Raw genomic sequence first — 15,711 nt, forward strand, 5'->3', positions numbered from 1 at the left:
CCACTTCCCATTGCTTATATTTTCTTTTTGAAGAATGATTGGATGAGTTCATGGAAACTGTCTTTCTTCTCAAGCTGCGCCCAATGGCCGCATTGCCCGAAAACATGCAGCTGTGCATTTTTCAAATGCTGGGCCAAATAATAACTTGACTCGACTGAGCAAACTTTATCGTTCAAGCCATGGACCAAAAGCACTTCGTTCTCGATGCGGTTCAGCGCCACAACCGGCACCGGAACAGCAGCTGTGGAGAAAATCGAATCGTTTGAGCGGTGCACTTCCGGCTGCATCGCTGTGTCAAAGCGGACATCCAGAATGCTGTCGATGACCGGCTGCATCGCTTTTTCGTCATAAACAAACCAGCTCATAATCTGCTTTAATTTCTTTTTGGAAGGATTGTCATAAAACCCTTTCGCGCGCGCCAGTTCAAAACTCAATTTGGTATTAGGCGTGCCTCCAGGACCCATCAGCACCACTTGATCAAAACGTTCCGGGTATTCCAGCAATAATTCAATAGCGATTGAACAGCCAAGTGAATTGCCGACCACATGCACTTTTTCAAGTTTCAAATGGTCCAGCAGTTCAATTGTCTGCTTGACCCATTGATCCGTCCATTGCTGGCGATTTTTCAGCGGTACGTCGGGATGGCTGCTTTTGCCAAAACCGTATAGATCCGGCGCTAAGCAATGAAAGTTTTCTCCCACTTCTTCAAGCGCTCTCCGCCAATTGGCGAAAGCTGTCACTCCTGGACCTGAACCGTGCAAGAACAAAATCGTCTCCGTGTTCTGTTCGCCTGAACGGTTTAAATAAGTAGCAAAATTCTCTGTTTGAACAATTTCCTGTGTCACGGTATTTGTCAATAAAGTCATTTTTTTGCCCCTTTCTATTGTCGATATAAATTGAAATTAAGAATTATCCTTTTATATAACGCTTCGGCTGCTTTGGGTAAGGCAAAGACTTGTGCTCCTGCGCAAGCTCGTCGCAAATGAGGTGACCAAAGCTTTTGGGCACCTCATTGACTTCCGCAAGAAGCCAGGCAGATTATCTGTCTTCTTGCTTCGCCTTGCCCGTGGACGCGCCTTCGCTGGAGAAGCTTTTTAAAAGAGAGAGAATTACTTAGATAGCTTTTTGATGATTTCTCTCTTAAAAGGGTTGAATCAAGGTTTAGCTTGTAACATTTTCTTTACAATGCCTCAATCGTCTCTTTTACAAGCTCTTTGTTTGTGATGCTGTCGCCCCAATACGTATTGCCGAAAGCACGTTCACTTTCATGCCAATGGATTGGCTCCCAGTCAGGTTCGAATATCAAATAACTGCCCGTGAACAATTCTACGCGGCAGCCGCTGCCTGGATCCGTTACATATAAGTACAGGGCTTGGGAAATGGAATGTTTTCCAGGACCCACGAATTCAAAATTATGTTCCCGCAGAATATCAGCTGCGCGCAGAATATCCTGTGAGTCGTCCAGCCAGTAAGAGATATGGTGCAGACGCGCTTTCGTCGGAGTTTCCGGCCGTGAAACGAGCGCCACGTCGTGCACTAATTGCGTAACGCTCATCCAGCCAGCCAGTACATCTCCCGCATCGTTCGCTAAAAACTCACGCATTTTAAACCCGAGTATATTTTCCATAAAGGAATAAGTGTCGGATGAATCTGCCGAAGTATGGAGATTGACGTGATCCAGCCGGCGAGGCGACACCCCTTTTGCCCAGGATTTATACGTCTGATTTTTCAGTACGGAACGGCGATGCTCATCCACCGGCGGCCGCTCCACATCATAGTAAAAGTGGAAGGTATGGCCGCTTGGCACTTGAAATGCAATGGATGCTCCGATGCCCGGCGTTTTCCAGGCTTCTACATCGCTTGCTGCCACACCGTTCGTTTCCAGAAGCTCTTTAAAGCCTTGGACGTCCTCTTTTTTCTTGGTGCGCCAGCCGATATGCTTTACATAGCCGCGGTCCCCTTGTTCAATGGACAAGGTATGATGCTGAAAGTCTCCCCATGCCCGCAAATAATGGACCCCGTCTTTTTCTTCAGTTTCTTCCAAACCGATTACGTCTTTGAAGAATATCAGCGACTTTTCCAAATCGGCCGATACCAATGAAATATAACCCAGTTTTGCAATTTCAGGTTTCACCGTAAAACCTCCTTTAACCAATTGTTTTTTGTAAGCGTGTACATTTCAAAGTATTAATAACGGATTGCATTCGATTCGAGCCCTGCCAATACCCGTCCGAAGTTTTCTTTTGTAATGATCGGCGATAAAGAACGGTGAGAGTGCAAAACCAGAAAATCGAGCAGGATTCGCTGCATTGGATGTCCGTTATACGCAAAACCGGATCCACTTGCTGACATCAGTAAATCCATCGCTTCTTTCAACAATTGATTGGCATAGCCGATATCCGCTAACGTTTTCACGCGAGCATGGCGGCCCATGTATTCTTTTGCTTGTGCGCTGGCATCCAAATCATCTGCGACTTTAAAGTAGAACATCTCTGCCGTTTCAATTTTCAATTCCGCTTCCGCTATAATGGAGTGTGTGCTTGCCGCATCTTTAATAAATTCGACACCCATATGTGCTGCTCGTCGATTCGGCAAACCTTGTTTGAAAAATTCCATTGCTGAACGCAGCATTCCCACTCCTGGCAAACCAAGCGACAAAATCAATGCCGGGAAAAGCGCTGTATGATAAAGCGGAATATCACGCAAATGGGCAGATTCAAAATTCCCGTCAAGCGCTTTGACGAACGATGTACAGCGGTGATCTGGAACAAAGACATTATGCATTTTCACACTATTGCTGCCTGTTCCTTTCAAGCCCATTACATTCCAGTCATCCATGATTTCCATTTCGCTGAATGGAAGCGTCATCAACACCTGGTCAACCATCTTGCCTTCGTCATTTAGGATTGGCATGCCGAAATATCCCCATGTGGCGTGTTGAGATCCTGAGCAGAACATCCAGAACCCTTCTTCTATCAAATAGCCGCCGTCCACTTTTTTGGCGATGCATTTGCGCGGTTCGTAAACTCCTGCAAAAAGCACATCGTCTTCATCTTGCCCGAATATTTCTTTATGCGTTTTCTCACTGAATGACTCGGCCACCATCAATTCACGTATGGCACACAGTGCCACGATCCAGCCAGTAGACCCACAGCCTTTTGAAATCTCAACAATTGCTTCACTGTAAGTACGCATATTCTGTTCCTGCCCGCCATAGCGTTTAGGGCGAAGCATTTTAAACAATCCCAATGCTTTCAATTCATTCATCGTCGCTTCAGGAATACGGCCGATTTCATCCGTTTCTTTTGCGCGTTCTCTCAAAGACGGAATCAGCGATTTTGCCGCTGCTACCACGTCGACTTTGCTTTCATGTTGGATTACAGGATTCATATTCGTTCCACTCCTCTGCATCATTTTCTTTCTATACTCAATTTAAAGAAATTTCAGAATTAATTAAAGATGAAAAACCATTCGATTTCCGTACTTTTTCCAATAAAAACTATTAGTTTTTTTCTTAAGAATCTTCTTTTCTATCATTTTTCCGTTAATTCTTTTTAATAAATGCGTATGAGCAGTAGGAAATTGAATTTAATTGGAGTCATTGTGTGCACCGCTTCGGCCGCTTAGGGTAAGGCAAAGATTGGTGCTCCTGCGCAAGCTCGTCGCAAATGAGGTACCCAAACTGTTGGGCACCTCATTGACTCCCGCCATGAGCCGAGAAGAACACACGTCTCATAGCTCCGTCTCGCCCTTGGACGCGCCGGCGCTGGAGAAGCTCTTTAAAAAATGAAACCTGAAATTGCTCTATTGTTCTATAAAAGATTTGGCATAACGGAACAAACCCACAGAAATAAAATGTGCTCTATAGCAGGGATAATCTTTATTGGAGTGAATGGTACTTACAAACTCCAACCTATCGATTTCTAGCTAAATCATGCACCAGCAGCAAGCGTGAATTGTTCGTTCAACTTAAACACTTGATGTAAAAATACAAAACGGCGGCACGCCGTGGGACTATGTATTATCAATTTCTTCTATAAGAAGTGATTTTACCGTTTATTACTGCCATAAAAGCTGCTCACCAAGCGACCGAACGACCTTAATAATACTGTCTTTTTAAATACAGAATATAAAAAGAAACCATCCAAAAAAGTCAGTGAAAAGACTTTTCTGGATGGCCTCTTGCATACAGTTGGCAGTTGGGAAGTTCTATACATCAATATCGCCGAGAATTTTCAATGCGTCCAGCATCAGCAGAAGCTCATAGGCCACAGCTGGGTTGCGCAAATCTTTGTCCAGCAATTTTTCAATGCGCGTGATGCGGTACATCAGCCCGCTCATCGACAGAGATAAATCGCTGATCGATTGTTGAAGGTTTCCGCCATTCAGCAAGAACACATACAGCGTCTTTAACAATTCGTCTCGCTTATGGTCTTTCAGTTCGAAAATTGGATTTAATTCTTTTTTGGCGATGCGCCGGATGGTCAGCATGTTTTTTGAATTGATCAACGAACCGATGATGCTGACTTCTTCAAAAGACGCGATTTTATCGGCTGTATTCAAGCGCAGCGCAACTCTTGATTCTTCAAGCCCTTCATCGATCGTCTCGATGGTTTCATGCTGGCTGCTCATGCCAACTTGAAAAGCAATATGGCGGTGTTCATGGCTTAAATGCTTAAGGATATTTTCCAGCATATAGTTGAGCCGGTCCACTTTCGGCAGCAGCATGACAATCGAACCTTCGTATTCGGTAATCAGAATCTTATAACTTTGCATTTCCAAATACCGCGTGATCGACTGGATGATTTGGTCGAGGAGCTCTACTTTTGTGACGTCCAGATGTTCAGATATGCATTTTAAACTGGCAATGAAAAACGGCTCTTTCAAATCGATGCCCATATAGTATCCTCGGTAGACAATGCTTGGAACTGAGGAATACTGCTTTTGTAGTAATTGCTCAAAGAAGTAGGCTTTGATGTTTTCCACCGCTTCCAAGCTGGTTTTTTCATTCAAAAAGTAAAGAGCTGCTGAAGTTGCTGCGCGCTGGATAAACATCGTTTCATTTTCCGCTTCGGCATCTTTGTCCAAATAGAAAAAAGTGATATAGCCGATCGGCTTTTTCTGGACGATAATCGGCGACACAAGCCGCTTATGGACCTTCCCCCGGATCACAAAGGTCTTATCATATGATGAATAAAGGATTTTACCGCTTTTAGTTTTATTGATGGAGTTCAAGAAATCTTCACTGAAAACCTTATACTGGATCTCATCGATTCCCCGGTACACTCTCGGATGGAAATTCAAATCTTCAATCGAGACCGGAATATTCAAAGCTTCATAAATGGTGCTGATCATCTCTTCAATTGAGTCGCCATCGGATAATCTTGTCGTCAGCGTTTCATGGAAGGCAGATGCTTTTTCGATGAAATTTTTACGGTCGAGCAATTGTTCATACGTATAATTGAGTTCATCGATAAACCGGCTTTCCTGGTACAACTGGATTTCTTCTTTCATATCCTCATTGTCCCAATCCTCTTCCAGCTTCATTTCAAACGTGCACGTGGCATCCCCTTTGCCTCGGCATTCTATTTCCCGGAGAAAGACGCGGCGGCCAGTAATCGTTGAAGTGAAACCGCTCCCAAAACCTGTCAGCGTATGGCAGACTGGGCAATCTGATATCCCGTGGTTTTTAACATGTTCAGCCACTTCGAAGGAATCCACCCATTCCCCTTTTGCCGAAATTCTTTCCACTTCCCCGTGTTCATCCACAATCACTTCCCGCTTGGATATCAGCTCGGATATCTGGCCGGTTTCATAATGCAGTGCTCCGGCTTTTTCCAGCATTTCTTCGGTCGTGCCGCCGACTTTCAGCACATCTATTGCATGGGCTTTCCCCAGATTCCAACCATATCGAAGCAAAAATGATTTTGCGCGCTGAACTCCCAGGTTTTCAATCAACTCTTTTCTTAATAACCCGAAAGTGGCAGAAGTCGTCGAGATTTTTTTATCTTCACTTTGATCAAATGTTTCCAGTTTTCTCATGAAAATCCCCCTTGTAGCCATAGTGGTCTCTAAGAACAAAACTCCAGAACTTTTTCCCATCCCTTTTCGCAAAGCATAATAAATAAATGCTTATACGAATTATACGAAATATTTAGATATAATTCTCATTTATTTTTTTGACAGAGGCACATAACAAAAAAACCTCCGGCCAGGAGCCGGAGGCATTTCTGCAAAGTCAGATATTGACGCCCGCTTTAACAGATAGGCCGTAATCCAGGCCGGCATGAATATCGCTTTCCTGGTTGTAGAACGCACGCAGTTTTTTCACTGCGTCTTCTGGCGGCTTTGCATTGAAATACCCTTTGCGGGTAAGCGTTACGCCTGAATTCACTTTAAGGTCTGTTAAGCTTTCACACATCTTGATTCCCGCTGCAAAAGAATCCACAACCGGCACATCGCCGATCCGGGAAATCCCATGTGCAGCTAAAAAGACATTCAATGGCCCTTCGCCAGGTACGATCACATCAGCGCCAAGAGCGATTGCTTTCTCCGCACTTGCGATAAAGCTGTCGATGACCGGCTGGGGATTTTCAAAGCCTGCCAGTACATCGTAGAAACCGATGGAAGTCTGGACGATCGGCCCTAATTTATTGCCAAGGCCGTAGCGTTCCGCATTGCTGCGCAATTGATCCGCCAGCGGCTCCAGGAAATTAACGATGCCGATGCGGTCCCCGAGCATGGAGGCAATATGGAAAGAAGCCTGCCCATATCCAATCACCGGAATATCAACCAATGTCCGTGCCTCAAGCAAACCGACATCCGGAATAGTGCCGATAAACATACAATCGTAGCCGGCGCTTTCCGCAATTAACGCATTGCGGATAAATTGCTCTTTATGCAAGTTCTGCAAATAAGCATAAGTGATAAAATGGCCTGGATAATCGCTCGGATACGTTTCACTTGCCATGCCGTGAAGCACAACTTCCACATCCGGCCGTGCCACTTTCTGGATGTGGCTGATGACCGCATCCCGATAAGCCGGCACTTGTTCAATAGACGTCAAACTCTGATGCCAAATTTTCAAAACCCTCAGTCCCCCTAAAGAACAGCCTGTTTTTTTAATGCGGCTTGAACGGCTATCCTGCCAAAAATAGCGGCTTTGCCGAGTGAACTTCCTGTCATATAACCCGCACCGTGAAATCCGCCCGCAATTTCGCCGGCAGCGTATAAGCCTTCAATCGGTTCATTGAACGCATTCAAGACGCGGGCGGATTTGTCGACACTGACGCCCGCATACGTCGCAAGCATCGCCACTGTTGTCCGCATTGCGTAAAACGGTGCGTTGTGGATCGGTGTTGGTGTTCCGAAATGATGCGTTAAGGTAGTGCGGCCGTATTTCTGGTCTCCGCCGTTTTGGATATCTCTATTATATTCCTTAACAGTGGTTTTCAGCTTTTCAGCAGGAACTTGAATGATTTCTGCAAGCTCCTCCAGCGTTTCCGCTTTTTCAATTAATCCGAGAGCCAATAGCTTTTCGAAATCGTAAAGAGCATCACCTGGAACGCCTTGGTCCATAATAGGCTGATCCCAAATCTGATAAGTGATTCGTTCCGGCTGCAGCAAAGCCTCCGTACCAATCAGCTTATAAGAAATCGATTCATTAACGAAACGCTCTGCAAATTTATTGATGATGATGGCGCCTTTATAAAACGCCAATGCCTGCGATTTTCTGGGACCGTCTGCGGTTGGATGAAAGCCATATGTCCCTTTTAAATAAGGGAAATCACGCAGCCATGCACCTTGTTCGCTGGCCAGTTTGATGCCGTCTCCGACATTCCCTTTGCCGCCGATGCGAATGGCACCGGTTAATTGTGGCGCAAAATTCTCAAGCAATTCCTCGCTTTTCGAAAAGCCGCCTGAAGTGAGCAATACAGCGTTCTCAGCTGATGCTGTTTTTGTCTTGCCGGCATGTTCAAAAACCACTTGTGAAACACGCTCATTTTCATCTTTACGCAGACGCTTGACGACCGCTCCTGTTCTAAATTCCACAGTTCCGGATGCTGCTGCCGCCTCATACAAAGCGGTAATAGCCTGCTGCGGCGTAATGGTGTGGCCCCGCGGAACACTGTGGCCGCTTACTGCCTGGACTTTATGGAACTGGACCCCAGTGGAAACGAGCCATTCATAAGTTTCAAATTGGTGTTCGCCATAGGCTTCCACCAATTCAATTTCGTTCTTTCCTTCGCCGACAGCGAGCATATCTTCAACCAGAAATTCTGATTTATCGTCGATGCCTTCTTGTTTCTGGAGATCGGTTCCGGCGAACGCCATATAGCGTCCACTGAGCAATGAACTCCCCCCAAAATCTTTCTCTTTCTCAAGCACCAAAACAGAAGCTCCTTGTGCAGCTGCTTCCGCCGCTGCACATAAGCCAGCCATACCGGCACCGACAATGATCAAGTTATAAGTATCTTGCATAGGCTTTACACTACCTTTGAAGTCAATTCGCTTAACACTTCTAAAGCCGCTTCGCATACTTGCATATCATGAGAGTAATGGCCGCCGCTGACACCGATGCCGCCAATCAATTCATCGTTGATTTTGATTGGATAACCGCCACCGAAAATCACTAGACGCTCTGTATGGACCAAGCCATGCAAAAGGGGTGGATCGTCTTTCAAACGGTCGTACCATTCATGAGTGGCACGGTTATACGTTGCTGCAGAGAACGCTTTGTTCTGTGCAATATCCAGGCTCAATACAGGTGCATTGTCCATTGCCGAAAAAGCTTTCAAGTTACCGACACGGTCCACGATGGCGATGCTGAACGGTATGCCCATTTCCTTGCCTTTTTCTGCTGCTGCTTCCAGTAATTTTGTGGCTAATGCCAGGCTAATGTTTTTCGACTCGATTGCTGTGATGAATTCGCTAATTTTAATCTACCCCTTTTAGTTTTATTGTTGTGAAACTGCGACCGGCTGGCCGTATCCGAACGCTTCAATCGAAGAAGCAGTGACGGCTTTCATTTTCGGTAAACAAAGATCAACGATGACGTGCGCGATATCAATCGGCTGCAGCCAGCTGGATTTGTTTACTCCGGCGCCAAGCACCGCCATCATTTGCGTATCGACCGGACCAGGACAAACGGCGTTTACCCGGACCCCATAAGGCTTCAACTCTTCGCCTAATGCTTTTGAAAATCCGATAATGGCATGTTTGGATGAAATATAGGCGCTGCGGTTCGGTCCGCCTTTTGTGCCCCAAATAGAAGAAATATTAATGATGACGCCTTCTCTTCTTTCGATCATTTCCGGAACGACCGCTTTGCTTAAATAAAACGGTGCATGGACATTGATGTCATGGACCCATTTCCATTCTTCGACGGACAGTTCCGTGATCGGCTTCATGCTCATAACTCCGGCATTGTTGATCAAAATGTCAATTTTCCCGAAGCGCTGTTTCACTTGTTCAATTGCCCGGTCTACTGCTTGTTCATCTCCGACATCGCAAGTGACTGCAATGGCTTCTAAGCCGTATTGCTCTTCGATTGCCTGGACGACTTCCTTGCATTCTTCTTCGCTTCTGGCACAAACTGCCACATTGGCTCCGTAAGAAGCCAGCAGCAGGCTTGTTTCACGGCCGATTCCCCGGCCGCCGCCTGTAACGAATGCCACTTTTCCTGTTAACATATGCTTCACCTCCTTATGTTACGAATAAGTTTTCACCGTTGAAGCGATATACTGAACCGCATGCTCTCCTGCACGTTTTCCGAACACGAGGCTGCGCAGCACAGATGTGCCGCCTGGATATTTGCCGTAATACAGACCGGTCATTTCTCCAGCTGCGTATAATCCCGGAATCGGTTCGTTGTCATTGGAAACGACGCGGCCATGGATATCCGTAGCGATTCCGCCATTGGTGAAAACATTGCAGCAGACGATTGGATAAGCGATAAAAGGACCTTGATCAATCGGAATCGCCCAGTTGGATTTTGGCGGTTCAATGCCGACTGCCTGCTTGCCGTCTTTTACATTCCATAAGAATTGTCCAGGCTGCACAGCTTGGTTAAATTCTTCGACCGTTTTTTTCAAGTTTTCCGGTTTGATGTTCAACTGCTCTGCCAAGCCCTCGATCGTATCAGAAACAATCGGCGGCTGTTCGGTTTGCAGCGCTTCCTCGTAATTCGGGATATCATACATTTTCTGATCCGTAATCATATAGGCGATATGGCCAGGCTGATCATAGAAGATTTTTCGCGCCACGGCTTCGTACTGCTCGTCGATTGTCGCTTCCCCTTCATCGGTGAAGCGTTCTCCGCGCTGGTTCACCAGAATGGCGTATGGGTAAGTCATGACGCCTGCTTCTTCGCGTTTACTGCGTGGGTCGACCGGTTCGGCGTGGAACGAATCCCACTGGCCGGTTCCTTTAGCTCCTAATTGCTGCGCCATACGGATCCCTTCGCCTTTATTGTAATAGCCACCTTCCGCAACCGGCGGAATCTTATGGGCATCCCGGCCGATATACTGGGCCATCATTTCCTGGCTGCCTTGGAAGCCGCCAGCTGCCAAAATAACGGAATTCACTTTTAGTGCCAGACTTTCTCCGCCTTTGACTCGGATTTTCAGGCTTTCAACAGCACCTTCTTCATCGAGTTTCAAGTCCCAGGCTGTCGCTTCATAAATAATTTCAACATTCAGCGCCCGTGCGCGCAGCGACAGCGTATCGATTAAAGCGCGTCCGCCGCCAACCGGCAATAGCCGAGGTTTTGAAGCAGTTAAGAACATTGTCGGCAAATAACCGAATTCGACGCCTTTCGATTCAACCCAGCGCAATGTAGGCCCAGCTTCATCATATAAAGTCTCAATGTACGCACGGTCAGAAAAATTATCCGAAAAAGCGAGCATATCTTCTTTGAAGTTTGCTGCTGGTTGATCGATGTTTTCCATTCGCATATAAGCGGCTGTCCAACGCGAATTGCCGCCGCGGTTGTCAAAATCGGCCCGTTCAATAATGGCGATTCTGATATTCTTGTTTTGTTCTTTCGCTTTTTCCGCCGCTGACAAAGCCGCTGCTGTACCTGCAGCTCCACAGCCAATAATGGCGATATCATAATCCACTTCTCTTGTCATCGTTTCGGCGCCTCCTCTGCTCTATCAAATTCAAGGTACTCTTTTTCCCATTGCTTGATTTGCTTAAGCTTAAACAGTTCTTGCCTTTCTTCCCATGTACAGATCAAATCGTGGATATTTTGCTGCGATCGCTCCTGCTTTAAGACACGCAAGCTTTCCTGTATCCCTTTAATGGCGGAGCGCAGCACCGTATTGGCGCAAAGCATGATTTGGAAGCCCATTTCCTCCGCTTCCTCCAGCGATACAAGCGGCGTACTGCCACCTTCTACCATATTGATGATATGCGGAATATCGGGTACGTTTGCGGTAATTTCCATCAATTGCGCGATGGTTGTCGGCGCTTCCACAAAAATCACATCAGCGCCAGCTTCTTTATAAGCATTTGCCCGATCCAGCGCTTCGCCCATACCGTACACAGCCAAAGCGTCCGTCCGTGCAATGATGGAGAGATTATCGTCTTTCCGTGTATCCACTGCCGCCTTAATTTTGTAGATCATCTCTTCTTTTGAAATGACTTGCTTCCCGCCAAAATGGCCGCATTTCTTCGGCGCCACTTGATCTTCAAACTGGATAGCGGAAGCGCCCGCCCGTTCGAGCTGTTTCACGGTGCGCATTAAATTGATGGCATTACCGAATCCGGTATCGCCATCAACGACAATCGGCACATTCGTGACGTCCGACATCCGGCTGACCACGTCCGCAATTTCTGTGACAGCCGTTAACCCTACATCCGCCCAGCCAAGCTGAGCATTCGAGATTCCAGCTCCTGTCGCATAAATGGCGGGAAATCCTGATTCTTCTATTAAACGCGCCGTCATGCCGTCATATGCTCCTGGCAAAATAAATGCATTTGGCTGCTGAAGCAGCGCTTTGAATTGTTTGTTCTTTGACATCCAACCATCCTTTGTCATTAAGTCATTAAACTGAAAGCAGTTTCTTCCACTTCTTTATGCCATTTGATTGTCATCATCCGATCGGAGATAAAACCAACTCGGTTGAAATTGATTTGCTGGTCAGCTGTCACTTGCAGAATGCCTACGATTTCCCGGTCATGGCATTTCACCGTGGCGACATATTCGCCGCGAGCCGGCAAAGTATATTGCGGCAATAATCCATTCTCCGGACACCATTCCACCGTGTAAGGTTCGCCAAGCAGGTTCTGGATAAATTCGATATCCCCTACTGCCAGGCTTTCACGGATTCGGGTTGAACTGATTTTGTCGCCGCAAAGATCGACTTTTGCAACTTCGGTAACGCCATAATTGCCATTGCCATGTGCATAAAGCGTGTTGACATTGCCGGCTCCTTTGAAACCATAAGTGTAGTCATAGCCGCAAACCACATGCTTTGCTCCAAGCCCTGCCAAATACTGTTCAGCGAATAATTGAGGAGAAAGAGAAGCGAAATCCAAACTGAATTCAACAATCAAGAAATAATCGACGCCCAGCTCTTTTAGCCTCTGCTGCTTTTTTTCCAATGGCATAAGATACTCGACTCTTTTTTGCCCTTTTGACAACACGCTCTTCGGATGCGGGAAAAAACTCATGACCGATAAAGGCAAGCCCAGTTCATCCGCTTTTCTTCGGGCTGTTTCAATCACTTTCCGATGTCCTTTATGAAGTCCGTCAAAAAATCCCAAAGCGATTACATGCGGCGGAAGCGTTTGCTGACAGTGCTGCAAATTGGCGTGATTGATCTCGATTGTTTTCATAGCGTTTCGCCTCTCTTCCTTATTTTGCTTCGATTGTGATATTGTTCAATTCCTTGTCCTGGACAGTATCGCCCCAATACGTATTGCCGAATGCCCGATCTTTCATTGTCCATTCCACCGGTTCCCAATCAGGTTCAAAAATCAAATAGCCGCCCGTGAATAATTCGACTCGGAAGCCGCTGCCGGGATCCATGACATATAAGTAAAGCGCCTGCGAAATACCATGCTTGCCTGGCCCGATAAAATCGATATTATGTTCGCGGAGAATATCGGCTGCCCTCAAGATATCCTGGGAATCATCCGACCAATACGATATGTGGTGGATGCGCGCCGGCGTCGGCAAAGATGGTTTTTGTGCGACTGCAATATCATGCACCAGCTGGGTAACACTCATCCAGCCGGCGATAACGTCGCCATTGTCATCCCGCAAATACTCCCGCATATTAAAGCCCAATTGTTTTAGGAAGTCATAGGTGATGCCTGCATCTGTGGAAGTGTGGATATTGACATGGTCAAGTCTTCTTGGTGACACACCTTTAGCCCACGATTTGTAAGTCTGGTTTTTCAAAATCGACTTCCGGCTTTCTTCGACTGCCGGGCGTTCAACATCGTAATATAATTCAAAAGTGTGGCCGCTCGGCAATTTAAAACGAATGGCTTCGCCAATGCCTGGAGTCGTTCCAGCAGCCAGGTAGTCCACCGGTATCCCGTCTTGATCCAGTAATTCTCTAAACCCTTCCACGTCTTCCCGATTTTTCGTACGCCAGCCGATATATTTCACATGGCCGCTGTCGCCTTTTTCAATAGATAAAGTATGGTGCTGAAAATCACCCCATGCCCGCAAATAATGGACGCCATCGATGACCGTTGTTTCTTCGAGCCCGATCACTTCTTTAAAGAAATGCAAAGATTTTTCTAAATCTGGAGTAACCAATGCCACATAGCCTAATTTCGCAATTTCCGGATTGCCCATTTTATCCCCGCCTTTTGTATGCGTTTACAATTACTTTTAAAGAATTTGTAGAATATACTGAAATATTACACAAATAAAAAACTACATACTAGAGTAGAAATTATTCGATTCCGAAGAATTTTTCCGTTGGTTTTTGTTGGTTTTTGATTTTCGAACTTGTTACGATCTAAAAAATAGCGAATATTTTTTCCTTCCTAGCGTCTTAAGTATATTGAGTAAGTTTAGAATCTGTTTTAGTGTGAACTTTCTTAATCGATATTCCGCCAATCAACTCCGCTTGCCGCGGGCGAGCGCCAAGCAGCTTCGCCGCTTTGCTCCTGTCTCTGTCTCTGCATCGCTGCGCTAGCTTCGAGACATGAAAGAGCGTTACAGGGTCTCGGCTGTCTCGTCGCTGCGCTGCCCCCGCAGGCAAGACATTAGCTGAAGCCTGCGAGACTGAGTCTTTGCGAAGAGCTTGCGCAGGAGCAGTCTGTTTGGCTCCATATCTAAAGAGCACGCACAAACATTTGAGAGCTTTCCGAAACCGTCACACTTTTAGAGAGTCTCTGAAAGTGACAAAAGAGAGCTGAATGCAGCGGAAGGCGGCGAGGGCAAACATTGTGCTCCTGCATCGCTGCGCTAGCTTCGTCGCAAACGAATCATGCAAAACTACTTTTGCATGATTCGCTTCCTGCGGGAATAGGGCGAGTCCTGAGACCCCGGAGGGAGCGCCAGCGAGCGAGGAGGCTTAGGCCGCCCCCCGCGAAAAGCGTCCGCCTAGAGCGAAATGTAAGAAGAACAAAAAGCTTTATTCTTAACCTAAAAAAACGCTGGAAAGATTTCTCTTCCCAGCGTTTTGCTTACCTATAGAATTCCATTATTCACGAATGCTGCTTAAAGTGCTTGCTTTACAGCAAAACTTTGAGCCACATCGTAAATCAAATCTTCCTGGCCGCCAACCGCTTTCATGCGGCCGAGTTCCACGAGGATATCGCGTTCATCGACGCCGAATTTCTTGGCAGCTGTTTGCGTATGCAATAAGAAACTGGAATAGACGCCTGAATAGCCCATGATCAAACTGGATCCGGTGATTTCCTGCGGACGCTGCATGAAAGGGGCCACTACATCATTTGCTACATCCATGATCGAATACAGATCAATGCCCGTCTGATAGCCGAGGCGCTCAAGCACCGCGACCATCACTTCCGTCTGTGTATTGCCGCTGCCTGCACCTAATGCGCGCAGGCTGCCGTCGATATATGTAGCACCTGCTTGGACTGCTGCTACGGTATTCGCCATTGCCATCGATAGATTATTATGGCCATGGAAGCCGATTTCACAGCCGACAGATTGTTTCAAAGCACTGATGCGCTCTGTCACTTCATGCGGCAGCATATAACCCGCTGAATCCGTGACATAAATAACTTCCGCGCCGTAGCTTTCAAAAAGCTTGGCTTGTTCGACGATTTTCTCCACCGAGGCCATATGCGCCATCATCAGAAACCCGACCGTCTTCAAGCCCAGTTCGCGCCCGAGCGCAATGTGCTGCGCTGCGACGTCCGCTTCTGTGACATGCGTCGCGACACGCACCATTTCGGCTCCGGCTTTTACCGCATCCTGCAAATCTTCTTTGATGCCGATGCCAGGAATAAGCAGCACCGAAACTTTTGACGTCTTGCAGACACTTGCTGCCGCTTCGATCAATTTCAGTTCATCCACTTTCGATAAGCCGTATTGCAGCGAAGAACCACCCAGACCATCTCCGTGCGACACTTCAAAATAATTCACGCCAGCCTGATCAAGGCCTTTTGCTGTATCAATCACTTGCTGTTCCGTAAAAGCATGCCTCATTGCATGGCTTCCGTCGCGCAAAGTGACATCCAATATTTCAAATGAGCGCTGTGACATCCGATTTC

13 protein-coding genes are annotated in these 15,711 nt (G+C 46.7%); all 13 read right to left on the reverse strand.

Annotated features, from left to right (window positions below; translation table 11 throughout):
- Positions 1 to 14 precede the first annotated feature (14 nt).
- Positions 15 to 866 (reverse strand): alpha/beta fold hydrolase, encoded by an 852-nt coding sequence (locus QWY16_RS10505; RefSeq protein ID WP_300989184.1) that lies wholly within the window; start codon positions 864 to 866, stop codon positions 15 to 17.
- 314 nt (positions 867 to 1,180) lie between these two features.
- The gene (locus tag QWY16_RS10510) at positions 1,181 to 2,134 is read right to left on the reverse strand and encodes a VOC family protein (RefSeq protein ID WP_300989185.1); all 954 of its coding nucleotides are present in this window, start codon (positions 2,132 to 2,134) and stop codon (positions 1,181 to 1,183) included.
- A 53-nt stretch (positions 2,135 to 2,187) separates the two neighbouring features.
- On the reverse strand, positions 2,188 to 3,390 hold the full coding sequence (locus QWY16_RS10515) for an acyl-CoA dehydrogenase family protein (RefSeq protein WP_300989186.1): 1,203 nt from the start codon (positions 3,388 to 3,390) through the stop codon (positions 2,188 to 2,190).
- Positions 3,391 to 4,209: 819 nt separating this feature from the next.
- A complete protein-coding gene (locus QWY16_RS10520) occupies positions 4,210 to 6,042 on the reverse strand; it encodes a V4R domain-containing protein (protein ID WP_300989187.1) in 1,833 nt (610 codons plus the stop codon).
- Positions 6,043 to 6,238: 196 nt separating this feature from the next.
- The gene (locus QWY16_RS10525; RefSeq protein ID WP_300989188.1) at positions 6,239 to 7,087 is read right to left on the reverse strand and encodes an aspartate/glutamate racemase family protein; all 849 of its coding nucleotides are present in this window, start codon (positions 7,085 to 7,087) and stop codon (positions 6,239 to 6,241) included.
- Positions 7,088 to 7,101: 14 nt separating this feature from the next.
- On the reverse strand, positions 7,102 to 8,481 hold the full coding sequence (locus QWY16_RS10530) for an FAD-dependent oxidoreductase (RefSeq protein WP_300989189.1): 1,380 nt from the start codon (positions 8,479 to 8,481) through the stop codon (positions 7,102 to 7,104).
- Positions 8,482 to 8,486: 5 nt separating this feature from the next.
- Entirely contained in the window at positions 8,487 to 8,936 is a 450-nt protein-coding gene (locus QWY16_RS10535) for a GlcG/HbpS family heme-binding protein (RefSeq protein ID WP_300993396.1), read from the reverse strand.
- Positions 8,937 to 8,957: 21 nt separating this feature from the next.
- A complete protein-coding gene (locus QWY16_RS10540) occupies positions 8,958 to 9,692 on the reverse strand; it encodes an SDR family NAD(P)-dependent oxidoreductase (RefSeq protein WP_300989190.1) in 735 nt (244 codons plus the stop codon).
- An 18-nt stretch (positions 9,693 to 9,710) separates the two neighbouring features.
- The gene (locus QWY16_RS10545) at positions 9,711 to 11,132 is read right to left on the reverse strand and encodes an FAD-binding protein (RefSeq protein ID WP_300989191.1); all 1,422 of its coding nucleotides are present in this window, start codon (positions 11,130 to 11,132) and stop codon (positions 9,711 to 9,713) included.
- The gene (locus QWY16_RS10550) at positions 11,129 to 12,025 is read right to left on the reverse strand and encodes an isocitrate lyase/PEP mutase family protein (RefSeq protein ID WP_300989192.1); all 897 of its coding nucleotides are present in this window, start codon (positions 12,023 to 12,025) and stop codon (positions 11,129 to 11,131) included. Before QWY16_RS10550 ends, QWY16_RS10545 begins: the two co-directional genes overlap by 4 nt.
- Before the next feature lie 17 nt (positions 12,026 to 12,042).
- Complete coding sequence (locus tag QWY16_RS10555) at positions 12,043 to 12,843, reverse strand: FAD synthetase family protein (RefSeq protein ID WP_300989193.1); 801 nt, start codon at positions 12,841 to 12,843, stop codon at positions 12,043 to 12,045.
- Positions 12,844 to 12,862: 19 nt separating this feature from the next.
- Positions 12,863 to 13,816, reverse strand: a complete 954-nt coding sequence (locus QWY16_RS10560; RefSeq protein WP_300989194.1) for a VOC family protein — start codon at positions 13,814 to 13,816, stop codon at positions 12,863 to 12,865.
- Positions 13,817 to 14,689: 873 nt separating this feature from the next.
- Positions 14,690 to 15,703: a 4-hydroxy-2-oxovalerate aldolase gene (gene dmpG / locus QWY16_RS10565; RefSeq protein ID WP_300989195.1), complete on the reverse strand. Its 1,014-nt coding sequence runs from the start codon at positions 15,701 to 15,703 to the stop codon at positions 14,690 to 14,692.
- Positions 15,704 to 15,711 lie beyond the last annotated feature (8 nt).

This window comes from Planococcus shenhongbingii (genome assembly GCF_030413635.1).
Lineage (GTDB): Bacteria > Bacillota > Bacilli > Bacillales_A > Planococcaceae > Planococcus > Planococcus shenhongbingii.